Below are 17,933 nucleotides of genomic sequence, written 5' to 3'. Positions count from 1 at the left end.
TGCTGGTTCCCTGTGGCCGGCCGCGCCCACGCGGCGGAGCCGCATATCAATACAGCCCCGCGCCCCTGGGTCTCTCGGGCTTGAGTCCCTTCAAAGTCAGGGTCAGCAAGCGGTTTGCCAGCCCAGGGTCTCCCGGTGACTCCTCCACTGCCAGGGCGATGGCGTGGGTGAGTTGCAGCAGGTCGGTGATCTGTACGTCGGCCCGTACCGTCCCCGCTTCCTGAGCGCGGGTCAGCAGGGCCGCGCCGGCCTCCCGCATCGGAGTGCCGCAACGGGCCAGGGCCGAGGCCGGGTCGGTCGATGACGCCGACATCAGGGCCCGGGACAGGCCCCGGTACGTCGCCGTGCTGGTGACCACCTCGTGGAGCCACGTCAGCAGGGCCCTGCACGGCTCGGGAGCCGTCAGCAACTCGCGGGCCCTGGCGAGGAGTTCGTCCACCGCGTCCTCGAAGACCGCGCTCATCAGGGCATGCCGGTTCGGGAAGTGCCGGTACAGGGTGCCGATGCCCACGCCCGCCCGCCGGGCCACGTCCTCCAGCGAGGCGTCGGTGCCGTGCTCGGCGAACACGGCATGGGCCTCGGCGAGCAGCCGGTCGTGGTTGCGGCGGGCGTCGGCGCGCATGGGCCGTTCCAGAAAGTCGGGCGCCCGGCGAACGGGCGGGTGCCGTTCGCCGGGCGATGCGGTTCGGGGTCTCGTCAGTCCTTGATCTCGCAGATCACGGCGCCGGAGGTGAGGGACGCGCCGACCTCGGCGGCGAGGCCCTTGATGGTGCCGGCCTTGTGGGCGTTCAGCGGCTGCTCCATCTTCATGGCCTCCAGGACGACGATCAGGTCGCCCTCCTTGACCTCCTGGCCCTCCTCGACCGCGATCTTGACGATCGTGCCCTGCATCGGCGAGGCGAGGGTGTCACCGGAGGCGACCGGGCCGGACTTCTTGGCGGCCCGGCGCTTCGGCTTGGCGCCGGCGGCGAGGCCGGTGCGGGCCAGGGTCATGCCCAGGGACGCCGGGAGGGAGACCTCCAGACGCTTGCCGCCGACCTCGACGACGACCGTCTCACGGCCGGCGTCCTCCTCCGCCTCGGCGTCGGCCGGGGCGGCGAAGGGCTTGATCTCGTTGACGAACTCGGTCTCGATCCAGCGGGTGTGGATGGTGAACGGGTCCTCGGAGCCGGTGAGCTCGGGGGCGAACGCCGGGTCACGGACGACGACGCGGTGGAAGGGGATGGCCGTGGCCATGCCCTCGACCTGGAACTCGTCCAGGGCGCGGGCGGCCCGCTGAAGGGCCTCCTCGCGGGTCCGGCCGGTGACGATCAGCTTGGCCAGCAGGGAGTCCCACGCCGGGCCGATGACCGAGCCGGCCTCCACGCCCGCGTCCAGGCGGACACCGGGGCCGGAGGGCGCGTCGAAGGTGGTGACCGTGCCGGGGGCGGGCAGGAACCCGCGGCCCGGGTCCTCGCCGTTGATCCGGAACTCGAACGAATGACCGCGCAGCTCCGGGTCGCCGTAGCCGAGTTCCTCGCCGTCGGCGATCCGGAACATCTCGCGGACCAGGTCGATGCCGGCGACCTCCTCGGTCACCGGGTGCTCGACCTGGAGGCGGGTGTTGACCTCCAGGAAGGAGATCGTGCCGTCCTGGCCGACCAGGAACTCACAGGTGCCGGCGCCCTCGTAGGCGGCCTCCTTGAGGATGGCCTTGGAGGCGCGGTACAGCTCGGCGACCTGCGCGTCGGACAGGAAGGGGGCCGGGGCCTCCTCGACGAGCTTCTGGTGGCGGCGCTGGAGCGAGCAGTCACGGGTCGACACGACGACCACGTTGCCGTGCTTGTCGGCCAGGCACTGGGTCTCCACGTGCCGCGGCCGGTCCAGGTAGCGCTCGACGAAGCACTCCCCGCGGCCGAAGGCGGCCACCGCCTCACGGACGGCGGAGTCGTACAGCTCCGGGACCTCTTCGAGGGTGCGGGCGACCTTCAGGCCGCGGCCGCCACCGCCGAAGGCGGCCTTGATGGCGATCGGCAGGCCGTGTTCCTCCGCGAACGCCACGACCTCGTCGGCACCCGAGACCGGGTCCGGGGTACCGGCGACCAGCGGGGCGCCGGCGCGCTGGGCGATGTGCCGGGCGGCCACCTTGTCGCCGAGGTCGCGGATGGCCTGCGGCGGCGGACCGATCCAGGTCAGGCCCGCGTCCAGGACGGCCTGGGCGAACTCCGCGTTCTCGGAGAGGAAGCCGTAGCCCGGGTGGACGGCGTCGGCCCCCGCCTCGCGTGCCGCGTTCAGGACCTTGTCGATGTCCAGGTAACTGGTGGCCGGGGTGTCACCGCCCAGGGCGAACGCCTCATCCGCGGCGCGGACATGCAGAGCGTCCCGGTCCGGATCCGCATAGACGGCCACGCTCGCGATCCCTGCGTCCCGGCAGGCCCGGGCCACGCGGACAGCGATTTCGCCACGGTTGGCGATGAGCACCTTGCGCACGATTGAGGCTCCCTCCTTGAAACAAGCCGAGTTTAGGGAAGGCCGACACGGCACTTCGACCCGTCCCCAATGGTGAGCTTGCCCACACGGAGCGTGATGCGAGGCTCGCCCGACCCGCGAAAGCCCTTGTCGCACCGAGGTACGCAGGACTCCTTCGGAAAACCCTAGCCCCGCGATGTGCTCAAGGTCTCTGTGAGAGCGTGCCGCGCCCCACAGTGTTTCTTTGTCGAGTCCCTACGAATGGCCCAACGAATCTTTGCCCACGCCCAGCCCCTTGTCCCCGGGTTTACCCGTTAGTAGCGTTCGCGATGTCTTGAACGTACTTCAAGTAACAGCGGCTCCTGCCGGGCCGTGACCGAAAGTGGGTGGGGGCCGGTGGTGCGCAGACCGGTGGCTTGGGTCGTGGCGGTCGTACTCCTCGCGGAGGCACTCGGCGTCGCCGCGCTCAACTGGTTCATGGGAGTGGTCGTCGACCGTCAGGACATGTCCCTGGCCGGGCTCGATCCCGACAAGATGTCGATGACCGCGAAGATAGGCGCCGTGGTGTTCGGCCTCTACTTCGCCCTGTGCGCCCTGGTGGCCCTGCTGGTGGCGATACGCAACCGGGCGCCCGCCGGCCTCGGCCGCATCCTGCTGATCAGCGTCGCGGTCGTACACGGCCTGCTGGGCGCCGTGGCGTGGGGCCTGATCGGCTGGACCGCGTTCCTGTCCATGGTGGTCGTCCTCGCCCTCGTGGTCCTGCTGTTGATGACGTACGACCGTACGGAGGGCGCCGGCGCCGGTGCGGACGCCGACGGGGATGCGGACGGTCCCGGTCCTGCGGGCGGTGACCCGGAACCGGAACCGAGGAAGGACACGCCGGCCGTCGGGCCGGTCACTCCGCCGGCGCCCACAACTCCGTGATGCCGATGCCCAGCTCCGCGAGCAGCCGGCGGACCAGGGGCAGGCTGATGCCGATCACGTTGCCGTGGTCGCCGTCGATGCCGTCGATGAACGGCGCGCTGCGGCCGTCCAGGGTGAACGCGCCCGCCACGTAGAGGGGTTCGCGGGAGGCGACGTACGCGGCGACCTCCGCGTCGGTGGGCTCGCCGAACCGGACGACGGTGGACGCGGTCGCCGACACGTGCCGGTTGCTCGCCGTGTCCCAGACGCAGTGCCCGGTCTGGAGGGTGCCGGCCCGGCCGCGCATCGACTTCCAGCGGGCGGTCGCCTCCTCGGCGTCCGCCGGCTTGCCGAGCGCCTGGCCGTCGAGGTCCAGCACCGAGTCGCAGCCGATCACGATCGCGCCCTGCACGTCGGGGCGGGCGGCGACGACGGACGCCTTGGCCTCGGCGAGGGCGAGGGCCAGTTCGGCCGGGGTGGGGGCGGTGACGGCGTCCTCGTCGACGCCGCTGACGATCACCTCGGGGGCGAGACCCGCCTGGCGCAGGAGGTTCAGCCGGGCGGGGGACTGGGAGGCGAGGACGAGTCTGCGCATGGTGTCAGCGTATCGGTGGGCACCGACAGGCGGCTGCTCACCTCACGCCGAGAACGATCATCAGCAGGATCATGACCAGAGCCAGGAGGACACCGAGCCGCCGGAGGGCTTTCTGCACGTCTTGCAGGTCCTTCGGCGGCTCGTCGTCAGGGTCCGACCACAGCATGGCACCAGCGTGCGGCTTGGCCGGGTGGGGCGCCTGAGTAGCCGTACTCAAATTGGAGCCGTGGGTTTCTCTTGGGTGCGCCCGCTAGGTGCGCCCGCGCGGCGGAGCCGCATATGGATACAGCCCCGCGCCCCTGCTCTTTTGCCGCTAGCTCGGCCAGTACGTGCGGGTCCATGCCGTCGGGCTCGGGGCGGGGACGTGGTGCTGGGCGATGCGGGACGGGTCGGACCAGGCGGCCCTTGCCGTCGGGGTGCCGGACGGGGCGGCTGCCATGGCCGCCGCCCTCGCCCTCACCACCGCCAGTGCGGCGGCCAGTTCCTCCGGGGTCGGGTTGCCCCGTATGACCTTGATCGTCACAGCGGCTCCTTAGAGGGGGATGTTGCCGTGCTTCTTCGGCGGCAGGGACTCGCGCTTGGTGCGGAGCTGGCGCAGGCCCCGTACGACATGGCGGCGGGTGTCCGAGGGCATGATCACCGCGTCGATGTAGCCGCGTTCGGCGGCGGTGTAGGGGTTGAGGAGGTGGTCCTCGTACTCCTGGATCAGGCGGGCGCGCACCGCCTCGACGTCGGCGCCGCCCGCCTCCGCCTCGGCGATCGTGCGGCGGTGCAGGATGTTGACGGCACCCTGGGCGCCCATGACGGCGATCTGGGCGGTCGGCCAGGCGAGGTTGAGGTCGGCACCCAGGTGCTTGGAGCCCATGACGTCGTAGGCGCCGCCGAAGGCCTTGCGGGTGATGACGGTGATCAGGGGGACCGTCGCCTCGGCGTAGGCGTAGATCAGCTTGGCGCCGCGGCGGATGATGCCGTCGTGCTCCTGGTCGACGCCGGGGAGGAATCCCGGGACGTCGACGAAGGTGAGGACCGGGACGTTGAAGGCGTCGCAGGTGCGGACGAAGCGGGCCGCCTTCTCGCTCGCCTTGATGTCCAGGCAGCCGGCGAACTGCATCGGCTGGTTGGCGACGATGCCGACCGGGTGACCCTCGACCCGGCCGAAGCCGGTGACGATGTTCGGCGCGAACAGGGCCTGCGTCTCGAAGAACTCGCCGTCGTCCAGGACGTGTTCGAGCACTGTGTGGATGTCGTACGGCTGGTTCGCGCTGTCCGGGACCAGGGTGTCCAGCTCGCGGTCCTCGTCGGTGACGGCCAGGTCGGCCTCCTCCGGGAAGACCGGGGCCTCGGAGAGGTTGTTGGACGGCAGGTACGACAGCAGCTGCTTGATGTACTCGATGGCGTCCTTCTCGTCGCCGGCCATGTGATGGGCCACGCCGGAGACCGAGTTGTGGGTGCGGGCGCCGCCCAGCTCCTCGAAGCCGACGTCCTCGCCGGTGACCGTCTTGATGACGTCCGGGCCGGTGATGAACATGTGGGACGTCTGGTCGACCATGACCGTGAAGTCGGTGATGGCCGGGGAGTACACGGCGCCGCCGGCGCAGGGCCCGACGACCAGCGAGATCTGCGGGATCACACCGCTCGCGTGCGTGTTGCGGCGGAAGATCTCGCCGTACGCGCCGAGGGAGGCGACCCCCTCCTGGATCCGCGCGCCGCCGGAGTCGTTGATGCCGATGACCGGGCAGCCGGTCTTCAGGGCGAAGTCCATCACCTTGACGATCTTCTGGCCGTAGACCTCGCCGAGGGCGCCGCCGAAGACGGTGAAGTCCTGGGAGAAGACGGCGATCGGGCGGCCGTCCACCGTGCCGTACCCGGTGACGACGCCGTCGCCGTACGGGCGGTTGTTCTCCAGGCCGAAGTCGGTGGAGCGGTGGCGGGTGAACTCGTCCAGTTCGACGAAGGAGCCCTCGTCGAGGAGCAGCTCGATCCGCTCACGGGCCGTCAACTTGCCCTTGGCGTGCTGCTTTTCGACGGCGCGCTCCGAACCGGCGTGTGTCGCTGCGTGGACACGGCGCTGGAGATCCGCGAGCTTCCCCGCGGTCGTGTGAATGTCGATCTCTTCCGGCTCGGACATCGGGATGCGGCTCCCTGCCTGCTCAAAAGGGGGGACGGTTACTCATCCGTAGCGTAGTGGGGCACCTACCAAACGGCAGTGCGGCGTACACCACATCTAGGGTGGCTTGCATGACGCCGCGAGATGCAGCAGACGAGAACAACAATCGCTGGTCCGACCTGGACCGTCCACCGCTCGGGGCGGCGGGGCTGCGCAGGGCGCTGGTGCGGGACGGCGGCCTCTACTGCGGCATCGAGGTCGTGCAGCGCACCGGGTCCACCAATTCGGACCTGGTGGCGCGGGCCCTCGCGGGGGGCGCGGACGAGGGCGCTGTGCTCGTGGCCGAGGAGCAGACGGCCGGGCGGGGCCGCCTGGACCGCCAGTGGACGGCGCCGGCCCGCTCGGGCCTGTTCTTCTCGGTGCTGCTGAAGCCGGCCGAGGTGCCGGTGGCCCGCTGGGGCTGGCTGCCGCTGCTGACCGGGGTGGCGGTGGCGACGGGGCTGGCGCGGGTGGCCGGTGTCGATACGGCACTGAAATGGCCGAACGACCTGCTGCTCACCGTCGGTGACGAGGAGCGCAAGGCCGGCGGCATCCTGGCGGAGCGGGCCGGCGAGGACGCCGTCGTGGTCGGCGTCGGCATCAACGTCACGCTCCGTGCGGAGGAGCTGCCGGTGCCGCAGGCGGGGTCGCTGGCGCTGGCCGGCGCGGTGACCACGGACCGGGATCCGCTGCTGCGGGCGGTGCTGCGGTCGCTGGAGGACTGGTACGGGCGCTGGCGGGCGGCGGAGGGCGATCCGGCGCGCAGCGGGCTCCAGGAGGCGTATGCGGCGGGGTGCGCGACGTTGGGGCGGACCGTCCGGGCCGAGCTGCCGGGAGACCGGTCGCTGGTGGGGGAGGCGGTGGCCGTGGACGGGGACGGACGACTGGTGATCGGCACCGAGGCGGGGGTGCAGGAGCCGGTGGGGGCGGGCGACATCGTGCACCTGCGACCGGCGTGAGGGCGGGGCGGCAGCCCCCAGGAGGTGCCGGCCGCGGCGACCGGCCCCTTTCACCACCCCGTGAACCCTGATGCCGGCCCACCTCACGAAGTGAGCTACCGCACAGCTGCCGTAGAGTTGAGGCCGGTCAGTATGCGACCGCGGCAGATCGGAAGGGCAGCAGGCGTGACCGTCGACGACACGGGCTCCGGCGAGGGCGCGGACGCCGCCGACTCCGGCGAGGACCCGCTCGCCCTGCGCCTCGAAGGCCTGATCCTCGGTGCCGAGCGCCGCTACACCCCGTTCCAGGCGGCCCGCAGCGCCGGCGTCTCCATGGAACTGGCGTCGAGGTTCTGGCGGGCCATGGGCTTCGCGGACATCGGGCAGGCCAAGGCGCTCACCGAGGCCGACGTGCTGGCACTGCGCCGGCTCGCCGGTCTCGTCGAGGCGGGCCTGCTCAGCGAGGCCATGGCCGTGCAGGTGGCCCGGTCGACCGGGCAGACCACCGCCCGTCTGGCCGAGTGGCAGATGGATTCCTTCCTGGAGGGCCTGACCGAGCCCCCCGAGCCGGGCATGACCCGCACCGAGGTCACGTACCCGATCGTCGAGCTGCTCCTGCCCGAGCTGGAGGAGTTCCTGGTCTATGTCTGGCGCCGCCAGCTCGCCGCCTCGGCCGGCCGGGTCGTGCAGTCGGCCGACGACGAGGAGATGGTCGACCGGCGGCTGGCCGTCGGCTTCGCCGACCTCGTCGGGTTCACCCGGCTGACCCGCCGGATGGAGGAGGAGGAGCTCGGCGAGCTGGTCGAGGCGTTCGAGACCACCGCCGCCGACCTGGTCGCGGCCCGCGGCGGCCGGCTCATCAAGACCCTCGGCGACGAGGTCCTGTACGCCGCCGACGACGCCGGCACGGCCGCCGACATCGCCCTGCGCCTGGTCGAGACGATGGCGCACGACGAGACGATGCCGGAGCTGCGGGTCGGCATGGCCTTCGGCACCGTGACCACCCGAATGGGCGATGTCTTCGGCACGACCGTGAACCTGGCCTCCCGGCTGACCTCCATAGCCCCCCGGGACGCCGTGCTCGTCGACTCGGCGTTCGCCGAGGAACTGATCCGCTCCGGCGAGGCGCCCGCCTCGGAGGCGGAGGCCGCCGAGGCCGCGGCCACCGCCGAGAAGGAGGGCGAGGAACCTCCGACGTACCGCTTCGCCCTCCAGCCGATGTGGCAGCGCCCGGTGCGTGGCCTGGGCGTCGTGGAGCCGTGGCTGCTCACGCGCCGGGATGCGCCGCCGGCCGCCCCGTGACCTCCGCGCAGTCGTGTAGGCAGGGACAGGGGCAGGGCTAGCCGACGGGTGTTCCCGGTAGGTCGACGCACAGCCCGACCATCGGGACGCAGAGACCGGGGTGGGCGGAGGCGGAGGGCCGGGGTGTGGCCCGGGGTGGTGCCGGGGTCGGCCGTGGGGTGGTCGAGGGGGCCGGTGTGTCGGGGGACTCGGGGATCGTGGTCGTACCCGGGGTGGCTGGTGCGGTGGTCGGGGGCGTGGCCCGCGGGGGTACGAGGGTGGAGGCCGTCGTCGGGGTCGTGCTCACCCCGCCCAGCGCCGAGGTCGACGAAGGGCTCACCAGGGGGATGGTGGTGGCGGTGGCGACCGTGGCGGCGGCGGGGGTCGACCGGTCCGTCCCGGTGCCCGGATCCAGCCGGGGTTCGGCCTCGGCGGCGCCGGGGCCGCCGGCGCCCGGATCGACGCTCACCCGCACGAGGCTCAGGGCTCCGGCTGCCAGCGCGATTCCGCCGGCGACGAGGAGGATCCTGCGGGGGCGGGGGCGGCGATGCCGGCCTCGGGGGCGGGGGGTGAAGCGGCGCGGGCCGGCCGGGGTGATGTCCGTGGGGGGCCGGGCCGTGGGCGCCGGGCCGGTCCGTGCGGTCGGCAGCGCGGTGTGCGTGGCCGGCGGCGTCGGTATCGGCTGTGCCGGCTCCGCGGCCGTGAGGTCGGTGTCTCGCGTCGGCTGCGTCGACGTCCCGGTCATCACGATCCCTCCCCGATGCGCTCGCGCCCCCGATGCGCCGTGGCGAGCGCACGTTATGCGCTCCCCTGGGCGGTGCGAGGGGACTTGGGTGGGATGTCACTCGAACGGGTTGCCGGGCGTCGGTCCGGGAACCGGACGGCTGCCCTTTCCCGTTCACGACTCGGCTGCGATGATCGGGTCCAGGCTGTTAACCCACGTTAACCGGAGGGCGTGTCGTGAGCGAGGAGCGGTTCGGGGAGTTCGTGCTGGTACGACGGCACGGCCAGGTCGCGGAGCTGGTACTGGACCGGCCCAAGGCCATGAACGCGGTGTCGGCGGAGATGGCGCGTTCGATCGTGGCCGCGTGCGCCGCGCTGAGCGCCGACCGGGAGGCCCGGGTGGTGGTGGTGACCTCCTCGCACGAACGGGCGTTCTGTGTCGGCGCCGACCTCAAGGAGCGCAACTCCATGACCGACGCGGAGCTGGTCCGGGCGCGGCCGCTGTCGCGCGGGGCGTACACCGGCGTACTGGAGCTGCCGATGCCGACGATCGCCGCCGTGCACGGCTACGCGCTCGGCGGGGGCTTCGAGCTGGCACTGTCCTGCGATGTGATCGTGGCCGACGGTACGGCCGTGGTGGGGTTGCCGGAGGTGTCGGTGGGGGTGATTCCGGGCGGCGGCGGCACGCAGCTGCTGCCCCGCCGGGTCGGGGCGGCCCGCGCGGCCGAGCTGATCTTCACGGCGCGCCGGGTGGAGGCGGCGGAGGCGCACGAGCTGGGCCTCGTCGACCAGCTGGTGGAGGCGGGACAGGACCGGGACGCGGCGCTGGCGCTGGCGGAGCGGATGGCGGGGAACTCGCCGGTGGGGCTGCGGGCGGCGAAGCGGGCGCTGCGGCTCGGGCACGGGCTGGACCTGCGGTCCGGGCTGGAGGTCGAGGACGCGGCATGGCGGACGGTGGCCTTCTCGGGCGACCGCGCGGAGGGAGTCGCGGCGTTCAACGAGAAGCGGAAGCCGGAGTGGCCGGGGGAGTGAGGTGCGGGCGGGCCGGGGGCCGGGGTGCCGCTGACCGGCGCTGGCAGGGTGCCGCCTGCGCCCACCCGTAAGGGGCGCGGGGAACTGCGCGACCAGCCCCGGCCGGGCCGCGGGCCGCGACGGAACAGGTCGTCGCAACACCTGTTCGCCGCACCCATGTCCCGAATGCACCCAATCCTCCCTAACCTGGAGTAATGGGTGAGGACAACCGGCTCGCCGCCGTCGTGGCGCTGGCTCAGGGCATGGCTGCGGCTCACACCCCACACGAGTGCTGGCACGCCGCCGCGGTCGGTGCCTGCCGTGCCCTGGACGGCAGCTTCGCCGCGCTCTCCGTCTGGGAGCGCGACCTCGGCCGGCTGCGGGTCCTCGTGAACGTCGGGGAGCGCGCCCCGGACGAGGAGGAGTTCCCGGAGGCCGAGGCCTACCCGGTGCACCAGTTCCCGGAGATCACCGAGTTCCTGCACGAGCGCTGGGCGGGCGGCGGCGGCCCCAACGCCTGGGTGGAGACGGCCGAGGGTCCCGCGGCCGGCCGGCCCGGCTACTCGCACCAGCGGGTCGACGCCCTGCGCCGCAGGGGCCGCGGCTGCTGCCTGGTCGCGCCGATCCTGCTGCACGGCAGAGCCTGGGGCGAGCTGTATGTCGCCCGCGCCGTCCACGCCCCCGTCTTCGGCCGCGGCGACGCCGACTTCGCCACCGTCCTGGCCTCCGTCGTCGCCGCCGGGATCGCCCAGACCGAGCGGCTCGAGGAGGCCCGCCGGCTCGCGTACACCGACGCGCTCACCGGGCTCGCCAACCGCCGTGCCGTCGACGTGCGCCTGGACGAGGCGATCGACCGGCACCGCGCGGACGACGCCGTGGTCAGTCTCGTCGTCTGCGACCTCAACGGGCTCAAGCGGGTCAACGACAGCCAGGGGCACGCCGTCGGCGACCGTCTCCTCGAACGGTTCGGCTCGGTCCTCTCCCGGTGCGGGGCGATGCTCCCGGGCGCCCTCGCCGCGCGGCGCGGCGGGGACGAGTTCTGTCTGCTCGCGGTCGGGCCGCCGGCCGACGACGTGGTCAAGGCGGCCGAGGAACTCTGCCGCCGGGCCGGGGAGTTGGAGCTGGGGGAGGGGGTCGCGTGCGGGGTGGCCTCGACCGCGGACCCGATCGGGCCGGTGCGCTCGGCCCGCCGTCTGTTCCGGCTCGCCGATGCGGCGCAGTACCGTGCCAAGGCGCTGCGCGCGGACCGGCCGGTGGTGGCCGGGCGGGAGGGGCCGGACGATCCCGTCGTACGGCTGGCCGACGCGCCCCCGCCGGAGCGGGCCGAGCGGCGCAGCTTCCGGGGCCGGCGGGCATGACCCGTACGGCTGTGACGTATGAGTAAGGGGCAACCCCGTACCCCACTAGTGACAGCAGCCGCATTCACTGCGTACGCTCCTGAATATGGATATGCACACTGTGGTGGTGGGGACGTCCGGCGTCACCGCGTCCGACGTCCTCGCCGTGGCGCGCGGCGGCGCCCGCGTCGAACTGTCGGCGGAGGCGGTCGCGGCCCTCGCGGCGGCCCGCGAGATCGTGGACGCGCTGGCGGCCAAGCCGGAGCCGGTCTACGGCGTCAGCACCGGCTTCGGCGCCCTCGCGACCCGGCACATCAGCCCGGAGCTGCGGGCCCAGTTGCAGCGCAACATCGTGCGCTCGCACGCGGCCGGCATGGGGCCGCGGGTGGAGCGCGAGGTCGTGCGGGCCCTGATGTTCCTGCGGCTGAAGACCGTCTGCTCCGGACACACCGGTGTGCGTCCCGAGGTCGCCCAGACCATGGCCGACGTGCTGAACGCCGGTATCACCCCGGTCGTGCACGAGTTCGGCTCGCTCGGCTGCTCCGGCGACCTGGCCCCGCTCTCCCACTGCGCGCTCACGCTGATGGGCGAGGGTGACGCGGAGGGCCCGGACGGCGTCGTCCGCCCCGCCGGTGAGCTTCTCGCCGAGCACGGCATCGCGCCCGTCGAACTCCGCGAGAAGGAGGGGCTCGCGCTCCTCAACGGCACCGACGGCATGCTCGGCATGCTGGTCATGGCCCTCGCCGACCTGGACATGCTCTACAAGTCCGCGGATGTCACGGCCGCGTTGAGCCTGGAGGCGCTGCTCGGCACGGACAAGGTGCTCGCGCCCGAGCTGCACGCGATCCGCCCGCACCCCGGGCAGGGCGACAGCGCCGCCAACATGCTCGCCGTGCTCCAGGGCTCCCAGCTCACCGGGCACCACCAGGACGACGCGCCGCGTGTCCAGGACGCGTACTCGGTGCGGTGTGCTCCGCAGGTCGCCGGGGCCGGGCGGGACACGCTCGCACACGCGCGCCTCGTCGCCGAGCGGGAGCTGGCCTCCGCCGTCGACAACCCCGTCGTGCTGCCCGACGGACGGGTCGAGTCCAACGGCAACTTCCATGGCGCGCCGGTCGCCTACGTCCTCGACTTCCTCGCCATCGCGGTGGCCGACCTCGGGTCCATCGCCGAGCGGCGGACCGACCGGCTGCTGGACAAGAACCGCAGCCACGGGCTGCCGCCGTTCCTGGCGGACGACGCGGGCGTCGACTCCGGCCTGATGATCGCCCAGTACACGCAGGCGGCGCTGGTCAGCGAGCTGAAGCGGCTCGCCGTCCCGGCGTCGGCCGACTCCATCCCCTCCTCCGCGATGCAGGAGGACCATGTGTCCATGGGGTGGTCGGCGGCGCGCAAGCTGCGGACGGCCGTGGGCAATCTGGCGCGGATCATCGCCGTCGAGCTGTACGCGGCGACCCGGGCGATCGAACTGCGGGAGGGCCTGACGGCGGCGCCGGCCTCGCTGGCGGTCATCGAGGCGGCGCGCTCCGCGGGCGTGCAGGGGGTCGGCCCTGACCGGTACCTCGCGCCCGACCTTGCGGCGGCGGAGGAGTTCGTGCGGACCGGAGCGGTTGTGGAGGCCGCGGAGAAGGTGACCGGGGCGCTGCGGTAGGTCGTCGGCCGCGGGTGCGTGGGGGCTGGTCGCGCCCACGCGGCGGTAGCCGCATATCGATACAGCCCCGCGCCCCCAGGATGCGCAGTTCCCCGCGCCCCCAAGGGGGCGCCGGGAACTGGGCGTTACTTCAGCTTTGCCGACTGGGCCTTGATGACCGGGGTCGGTACCGTGTACGTCTTTCCGGACATCATCGCGCCGATGTTCATCGTGTAGTACGTCGCGAGCGTGTTGCCGTGGCGTACCACCTCCGCGTGCAGCGGGCCCTTGTCGCCGTCCATCTCCGTGACCGCCGTGAACGCCACCGACTCGTCGCCGGTGCCGGAGGGCTTGGTCGCCGTGACCTTCGTGACCTTCTGCTCGTCGCCGGCCGAGCCGCCCGTGAAGCCGCTCGCGCAGTCCTTGACCGCCGCCGAGAGGGCCTTCAGCGCCTGCTGTGCGCCGTTCCCGTCGTACGACGACAGGTCGAGGGAGGTGACGTTCAGGTTCAGGGAGTCCTTGAGCGCGGCCTCGAACTTCCCGTCGGCCATGTCGTCGAGGGAGGTCGCGTCGTCGGTCGGGTCCTTCTTGTCCTCGCGGACCGTGCGGCCGATCTCCGCGGACGCGTCGGCCGGCGCGAGGCCGGTGAGGACGTAGGCGAGCGGGCGGCACTTCTCGTCGCTCGCCTTGATCTTGCTCCGGACCGGCGCGGCCGCGCCGATCGCGTTGACCTTGTAGCCGTCCACCTCGCCCTGTGCGAGGATCCGCTGCTTCAACTCCGCGGCGCTCAGCGCCTTGACGGTGGAGGCGGAATCCGTGGTGGCGGCCGAGTCCTTCGAACTTCCGTCGGAGCAGCCCGTGATGAGGGCGAGGGACAGTGCGCCGCCGGCGGCGAGGGTGCACATCCGCACGCCCGATGATCTCTTCATGAGAGGACTCTGAGTCCCCGGTCAAGGACCGGTCAAGTTATTTAAAATTCCAGCCGTTCCCGGCGTACCGAATACACCACGAACCCCGCGCCGACGGCCAGGAAAAGGGTGCCGCCGATGACGTACGGCGTGGTGTCCGGGCTTCCGGTGTCGGCGAGTCGGGTGGCGTCCCCGGTCGCCTCGGAGGTGGCCTCGGACAGCGCCTTGGCCTGCTGGGTGACGTGCGTCGCCGTACTCTCCGACGTGCCGGTTCTCGCCGGGGTGCCCTGCGACGCGTTGGCGGACGGGACGAACCACAGCGCGCACAGGAGCGTGCCTGCGGCGGTGGCGGTCAGCAGCGGGCGGCGAACGGATGACACGGAATATCGATCCCCTTGTGACGCTGGCGAATTGGCCGTGTGGGGCGATGTTAGTGAAAATCGCGGGTCACGGGAAAGTCACGGGAGGTTTCGGTCGTACGCTCCGGTCATGAGCACTCCAGAGACATCACGTTTTGTACGGCTTCGGGTGGAACTGGTCCTCGAAGTCGAGGACGCCGGCGAGGTCACCAAGGCCGCGCTGCAGCGGATCGCCGAGGACCCCGAGCTGCCCGGCGAGGAGCGTGCGCACGCCGAGACCGCTGTGACGGAAGACACCGCCGAGGCACTCGCCTACCTGGTCGACCCGTTCGACCTGGTCAGTGAGGTGCCCGGAGTCGAGCTCCAGCAGGCCTCCTGGTCCAGCGAGCACGTTTCCTACGATCCGGATTCGCCGGACTGGGACCTCGACGAGGATGATGGCGAAGGCGACGAAGAAGAGGACGGCATCGGCTGAACGATCCGGGGAACCAGTGACCCCGGACGGCAACCGCCGTCCGGGGTTTCGTCGTCTCGGACAACGCACGGACCGACCCCTGCCGCACCGGCCGCCCCGGCGGACGTGGTGTGCCCCACACCTCCCTGGAATGTGGAACGGGACGCAGCGGCCGTAGCGTTGAAGGTTCTTGACGGGGACTCTCGGTGTGTTCGCGGACTCGGCAACGATGGAGAAGCGTGTGATGACGGACAGTAAGCGGCGCAAGGGCCTGGTGGCCGCGTCCGCACTGCTCGGCGGTGTGCTGGTGCTCACGGCGTGTTCCGGAAGCGACGACAAGGCGTCCGGCAGCGGTGAGAGCTCGCAGGCCCAGTCGGACCAGGCGGCGGCGAAGAAGTCGTCCAAGGCCGACATCACGATCACGCCCAAGGACGGCTCCGGCAACGCGTCCATCAACAACTCCGCCGCCGTCACCGTCAGCAAGGGCACGCTCACCAGCGTGACCATGACCACCGGCGACGGCACCGCGGTCAGCGGCGCCCTGTCCGCGGACAAGACGACCTGGAAGCCCTCCGCCCAGCTGGAGCGGTCCACCACCTACAAGGTCGCCGCCGAGGCCAAGGACTCCGCCGGCCTGGTCGCCCACGAGAACGCGTCCTTCACCACGGTCTCCCCGGCCAACAGCTTCATAGGCACCTTCACGCCGGAGGACGGCTCGACCGTCGGCGTCGGCATGCCCGTGTCGATCAACTTCGACAAGCAGATCACCGACAAGGCCGCCGTCCAGAAGGGCATCACGGTCACCTCCAGCAGCGGCCAGGAGGTCGCCTGCCACTGGTTCTCCACCCAGCGCATGGACTGCCGGCCCGAGGACTACTGGAAGGAGAACTCCACCGTCACGCTGAAGCTGGCGCTCGACGGTGTGCAGGGCGCCTCCGGTGTCTACGGCGTCCAGCAGAAGACGGTCACCTTCCACATCGGCCGCAACCAGGTCTCCTACGTCGACGCCAAGACCAAGGAGATGAAGATCACCCAGGACGGGAAGACCGTCAAGACCATCCCGATCTCCGCCGGTTCGCCCGAGAACAAGACGTACAACGGCATCATGGTGATGTCCGAGAAGTTCAAGGAGACGCGCATGAACGGCGCGACCGTGGGCTTCACCGACAGCGACGGCAAGGGCGAGTACGACATCAAGGACGTGCCGCACGCCATCCGCCTCACCAGCTCCGGCACCTTCCTGCACGGCAACTACTGGGGCGCCAAGTCCATCTTCGGTGCCGTGAACACCAGCCACGGCTGTGTCGGCCTGTCCGACACCAAGGGCGCCAACGACACCAGTACGCCGGCCTACTGGGTGTACAGCCACTCCATCGTCGGTGACGTGGTGATCATCTCCAACACCGGTGACAAGACCGTGGCCCCCGACAACGGCCTCAACGGCTGGAACCTGAACTGGGCCGACTGGAAGGCCGGTTCGGCCGTCTGACGCACAGTCGCCACACAGCTCGCCGATGCCGCCCCCAGGGGCGGCATCGGCATTTCTGGGGCCCGCCACAGCCTTCTCATGCTTCTCTTATTTCGGCCTTATCGAGCCATCACGGTGTGTCCCTACCTTGCGGTCATGTTCTTCACCTACCTGAGGCGCGAACTGCGCCGCCGCAGAAAGGCGGCTCTCGTCGTCGCCTCCGGCCTCGCGCTGGGCATCGCACTGGTCATCGTGGTCAACTCCGTGTCCAACGGCATGGGGAAGGCGCAGGACAAGGTCCTCCAGTCGCTGTACGGCCTGGGTACGGACATGACCGTCACCAAGGCCGCGTCGGCGACCACGAGCGCCTCCCAGCGGCCCCGCTTCAACTTCGACGCGCAGAACAACGGCTCGTCGAGCACGCAGAGCAGCGACCGCGTCATGGTGCAGGGTTTCACCACCCTCGCCTCCACCACCGTCACCAAGGTCGGCGGCCAGAAGGGCGTCGCGACCGCGGTCGGCGGGCTGAACCTCAACGTGGTCAAGATCAGCGGCCAGTTCACCCGGGGTCAGTTCCAGCAGAACCAGGGCTCCGGCGGCAACCAGCAGGGCGGCCAGGGCCAGGGCAACGGCGGCGGCACCGGCGCGCCGCAGGGTGAGGTCCAGGGCGGCGGTGCCAACTTCGACGTCAACTCGTACACGGTCTACGGCACCGACGTCACCCAGACCGGGATCGGCCCGCTGACCTCGTCGAAGATCACCAGCGGCCGTACCTTCAAGACGACCGAGACGAACGCCAAGGTGCTGGTCGCCGACTCGGCGTACGCCAAGGAGAAGAAGTACAAGGTCGGTTCGACCGTCACCATCAACAAGGTCAAGTACACGATCATCGGCATCGCGACGGCCGACAGCGGTGACGCGGCGGCCAACCTCTACATGCCGCTGAAGCAGGCGCAGACGCTGGCCGACGAGAAGAACAAGGTCACCACGATCTACGTCAAGGCGACCGACTCCAAGCAGATCTCGGCCGTCAAGTCGACCATCCAGAAGAACGTCTCGGGTACGACGGTCACCACCTCCGCCGACCTCGCGGACACCGTCTCCGGCTCCCTCTCCACGGCGTCCTCGCTCGCCACCAACGTCGGCAAGTGGCTCTCCATCGCGGTGCTCGTGGCCGCGTTCCTGGTCGCCGGACTGCTGACCTCCTCGGCGGTCTCCCGCCGGGTCCGCGAGTTCGGCACGCTGAAGGCGCTGGGCTGGAAGTCCCGCCGGGTCACCGGGCAGGTCATCGGCGAGGCCATGGTCAACGGCCTGGTCGGCGGCGCGCTCGGTATCGCGCTCGGGCTGGCGGGCGCATACGTCGTCACCGAGATCAGTCCGACCCTGGACGCCTCCCTCGGCAGCGGTGGCGGTGGCGGCGGCAACGCCGGCGGCGCTCCCGGCGGCGGGGGCGGCTTCGGCGGCGGCGGTGGTGGCGGTGGCTTCGGCGGCGGGCGGCAGGCCGCGAAGACGCTGGAGGTCGCCCTGACGGCACCGGTCAGCGTGACGACGATCGCGGTCGCGGTGGGGCTGGCGGTGGCCGGCGGCCTGATCGCGGGCGCGTTCGGCGGCTGGCGGGCGTCGAGGCTGCGGCCTGCGGACGCGCTGCGGCGCGTGGAGTAGCCGGCGTCGGTTGTGGCTGGGGCGGGGGGTGTCACTTACCGGCGCTCGCAGGGTGCCGCTGCGCCCACCC

18 protein-coding genes are annotated in these 17,933 nt (G+C 71.4%); 9 read left to right on the top strand and 9 right to left on the bottom strand.

Translation table 11 applies throughout. The features are described 5' to 3' along the window. Nucleotides 1-46 precede the first annotated feature (46 nt). Both ACFWXC_RS16720 and ACFWXC_RS16715 read right to left on the bottom strand, forming a co-directional pair. Nucleotides 47-700 (bottom strand): TetR/AcrR family transcriptional regulator, encoded by a 654-nt coding sequence (locus ACFWXC_RS16720; protein WP_384479331.1) that lies wholly within the window; start codon nucleotides 698-700, stop codon nucleotides 47-49. After that, nucleotides 697-2,469: an acetyl/propionyl/methylcrotonyl-CoA carboxylase subunit alpha gene (locus tag ACFWXC_RS16715; RefSeq protein ID WP_384479264.1), complete on the bottom strand. Its 1,773-nt coding sequence runs from the start codon at nucleotides 2,467-2,469 to the stop codon at nucleotides 697-699. Before ACFWXC_RS16715 ends, ACFWXC_RS16720 begins: the two co-directional genes overlap by 4 nt. Before the next feature lie 390 nt (nucleotides 2,470-2,859). Here ACFWXC_RS16715 and ACFWXC_RS16710 point away from each other — a divergent pair, with 390 nt between their 5' ends. Then, complete coding sequence (locus ACFWXC_RS16710) at nucleotides 2,860-3,372, top strand: hypothetical protein (RefSeq protein WP_384479262.1); 513 nt, start codon at nucleotides 2,860-2,862, stop codon at nucleotides 3,370-3,372. Here ACFWXC_RS16710 and ACFWXC_RS16705 read toward each other — a convergent pair. The 4 genes from ACFWXC_RS16705 to ACFWXC_RS16690 all read right to left on the bottom strand — a co-directional run bounded on the left by ACFWXC_RS16705 (nucleotide 3,344) and on the right by ACFWXC_RS16690 (nucleotide 6,074). Beyond that, entirely contained in the window at nucleotides 3,344-3,946 is a 603-nt protein-coding gene (locus tag ACFWXC_RS16705) for a Maf family protein (RefSeq protein WP_384479260.1), read from the bottom strand. The genes ACFWXC_RS16710 and ACFWXC_RS16705 overlap by 29 nt on opposite strands. A gap of 37 nt (nucleotides 3,947-3,983) precedes the next feature. Next, on the bottom strand, nucleotides 3,984-4,112 hold the full coding sequence (gene mmpB / locus ACFWXC_RS16700; RefSeq protein ID WP_384479258.1) for a morphogenic membrane protein MmpB: 129 nt from the start codon (nucleotides 4,110-4,112) through the stop codon (nucleotides 3,984-3,986). A gap of 147 nt (nucleotides 4,113-4,259) precedes the next feature. Then, nucleotides 4,260-4,469: an acyl-CoA carboxylase epsilon subunit gene (locus tag ACFWXC_RS16695; RefSeq protein WP_384479256.1), complete on the bottom strand. Its 210-nt coding sequence runs from the start codon at nucleotides 4,467-4,469 to the stop codon at nucleotides 4,260-4,262. A gap of 9 nt (nucleotides 4,470-4,478) precedes the next feature. Beyond that, nucleotides 4,479-6,074 carry an acyl-CoA carboxylase subunit beta gene (locus tag ACFWXC_RS16690; RefSeq protein ID WP_384479254.1) on the bottom strand — a complete coding sequence of 532 codons (1,596 nt, stop codon included), beginning with the start codon at nucleotides 6,072-6,074 and terminating at the stop codon, nucleotides 4,479-4,481. 110 nt (nucleotides 6,075-6,184) lie between these two features. On the opposite strand from ACFWXC_RS16690, the gene ACFWXC_RS16685 reads away from it, so the two are divergent. Together ACFWXC_RS16685 and ACFWXC_RS16680 are read left to right on the top strand one after the other, a co-directional pair. Beyond that, nucleotides 6,185-7,051, top strand: a complete 867-nt coding sequence (locus ACFWXC_RS16685) for a biotin--[acetyl-CoA-carboxylase] ligase (RefSeq protein ID WP_384479253.1) — start codon at nucleotides 6,185-6,187, stop codon at nucleotides 7,049-7,051. A 165-nt stretch (nucleotides 7,052-7,216) separates the two neighbouring features. Further along, nucleotides 7,217-8,332, top strand: a complete 1,116-nt coding sequence (locus tag ACFWXC_RS16680; RefSeq protein ID WP_384479251.1) for an adenylate/guanylate cyclase domain-containing protein — start codon at nucleotides 7,217-7,219, stop codon at nucleotides 8,330-8,332. A 37-nt stretch (nucleotides 8,333-8,369) separates the two neighbouring features. Here the strand turns inward: ACFWXC_RS16680 and ACFWXC_RS16675 are convergent, their stop codons facing one another. Further along, nucleotides 8,370-9,056 carry a hypothetical protein gene (locus ACFWXC_RS16675; RefSeq protein WP_384479249.1) on the bottom strand — a complete coding sequence of 229 codons (687 nt, stop codon included), beginning with the start codon at nucleotides 9,054-9,056 and terminating at the stop codon, nucleotides 8,370-8,372. Nucleotides 9,057-9,271: 215 nt separating this feature from the next. Between ACFWXC_RS16675 and ACFWXC_RS16670 the strand changes: the two genes are divergently transcribed. The 3 genes from ACFWXC_RS16670 (at nucleotide 9,272) to hutH (ending at nucleotide 13,033) form a co-directional block, all read left to right on the top strand. Then, on the top strand, nucleotides 9,272-10,066 hold the full coding sequence (locus ACFWXC_RS16670; protein ID WP_384479247.1) for an enoyl-CoA hydratase/isomerase family protein: 795 nt from the start codon (nucleotides 9,272-9,274) through the stop codon (nucleotides 10,064-10,066). Between the two features lie 194 nt (nucleotides 10,067-10,260). Then, nucleotides 10,261-11,403 carry a diguanylate cyclase domain-containing protein gene (locus ACFWXC_RS16665; RefSeq protein WP_384479245.1) on the top strand — a complete coding sequence of 381 codons (1,143 nt, stop codon included), beginning with the start codon at nucleotides 10,261-10,263 and terminating at the stop codon, nucleotides 11,401-11,403. Nucleotides 11,404-11,494: 91 nt separating this feature from the next. Then, the gene (gene hutH / locus ACFWXC_RS16660) at nucleotides 11,495-13,033 is read left to right on the top strand and encodes a histidine ammonia-lyase (RefSeq protein ID WP_384479329.1); all 1,539 of its coding nucleotides are present in this window, start codon (nucleotides 11,495-11,497) and stop codon (nucleotides 13,031-13,033) included. 125 nt (nucleotides 13,034-13,158) lie between these two features. Here the strand turns inward: hutH and ACFWXC_RS16655 are convergent, their stop codons facing one another. Both ACFWXC_RS16655 and ACFWXC_RS16650 read right to left on the bottom strand, forming a co-directional pair. Next, nucleotides 13,159-13,941, bottom strand: a complete 783-nt coding sequence (locus ACFWXC_RS16655; protein WP_384479243.1) for a hypothetical protein — start codon at nucleotides 13,939-13,941, stop codon at nucleotides 13,159-13,161. A gap of 41 nt (nucleotides 13,942-13,982) precedes the next feature. Beyond that, entirely contained in the window at nucleotides 13,983-14,300 is a 318-nt protein-coding gene (locus tag ACFWXC_RS16650) for a hypothetical protein (protein WP_384479242.1), read from the bottom strand. 109 nt (nucleotides 14,301-14,409) lie between these two features. On the opposite strand from ACFWXC_RS16650, the gene ACFWXC_RS16645 reads away from it, so the two are divergent. The 3 genes from ACFWXC_RS16645 (at nucleotide 14,410) to ACFWXC_RS16635 (ending at nucleotide 17,863) form a co-directional block, all read left to right on the top strand. Beyond that, nucleotides 14,410-14,754 carry a hypothetical protein gene (locus tag ACFWXC_RS16645; RefSeq protein ID WP_384479240.1) on the top strand — a complete coding sequence of 115 codons (345 nt, stop codon included), beginning with the start codon at nucleotides 14,410-14,412 and terminating at the stop codon, nucleotides 14,752-14,754. Nucleotides 14,755-14,977: 223 nt separating this feature from the next. Continuing rightward, a complete protein-coding gene (locus ACFWXC_RS16640; protein ID WP_384479238.1) occupies nucleotides 14,978-16,222 on the top strand; it encodes an Ig-like domain-containing protein in 1,245 nt (414 codons plus the stop codon). 135 nt (nucleotides 16,223-16,357) lie between these two features. Then, nucleotides 16,358-17,863, top strand: coding sequence for an ABC transporter permease (locus ACFWXC_RS16635; protein ID WP_384479236.1), 1,506 nt, complete (start codon nucleotides 16,358-16,360; stop codon nucleotides 17,861-17,863). Nucleotides 17,864-17,933 lie beyond the last annotated feature (70 nt).

The sequence above is a fragment of the Streptomyces sp. NPDC058683 genome (assembly GCF_042716195.1).
Classification (GTDB): domain Bacteria; phylum Actinomycetota; class Actinomycetes; order Streptomycetales; family Streptomycetaceae; genus Streptomyces.
This window is presented reverse-complemented; position numbering and strand designations above follow the sequence as displayed.

Coding starts and splice junctions, on each gene's coding strand:
- ACFWXC_RS16705 (WP_384479260.1), bottom strand. CDS start 3,946: ATGCGCAGACTCGTCCTCGCCTCCCAGTCCCCCGCCCGGCTGAACCTC.
- mmpB (WP_384479258.1), bottom strand. CDS start 4,112: ATGCTGTGGTCGGACCCTGACGACGAGCCGCCGAAGGACCTGCAAGAC.
- ACFWXC_RS16690 (WP_384479254.1), bottom strand. CDS start 6,074: ATGTCCGAGCCGGAAGAGATCGACATTCACACGACCGCGGGGAAGCTC.
- ACFWXC_RS16685 (WP_384479253.1), top strand. CDS start 6,185: ATGACGCCGCGAGATGCAGCAGACGAGAACAACAATCGCTGGTCCGAC.
- ACFWXC_RS16675 (WP_384479249.1), bottom strand. CDS start 9,056: ATGACCGGGACGTCGACGCAGCCGACGCGAGACACCGACCTCACGGCC.
- ACFWXC_RS16665 (WP_384479245.1), top strand. CDS start 10,261: ATGGGTGAGGACAACCGGCTCGCCGCCGTCGTGGCGCTGGCTCAGGGC.
- hutH (WP_384479329.1), top strand. CDS start 11,495: ATGCACACTGTGGTGGTGGGGACGTCCGGCGTCACCGCGTCCGACGTC.
- ACFWXC_RS16655 (WP_384479243.1), bottom strand. CDS start 13,941: ATGAAGAGATCATCGGGCGTGCGGATGTGCACCCTCGCCGCCGGCGGC.
- ACFWXC_RS16645 (WP_384479240.1), top strand. CDS start 14,410: ATGAGCACTCCAGAGACATCACGTTTTGTACGGCTTCGGGTGGAACTG.
- ACFWXC_RS16640 (WP_384479238.1), top strand. CDS start 14,978: ATGACGGACAGTAAGCGGCGCAAGGGCCTGGTGGCCGCGTCCGCACTG.
- ACFWXC_RS16635 (WP_384479236.1), top strand. CDS start 16,358: ATGTTCTTCACCTACCTGAGGCGCGAACTGCGCCGCCGCAGAAAGGCG.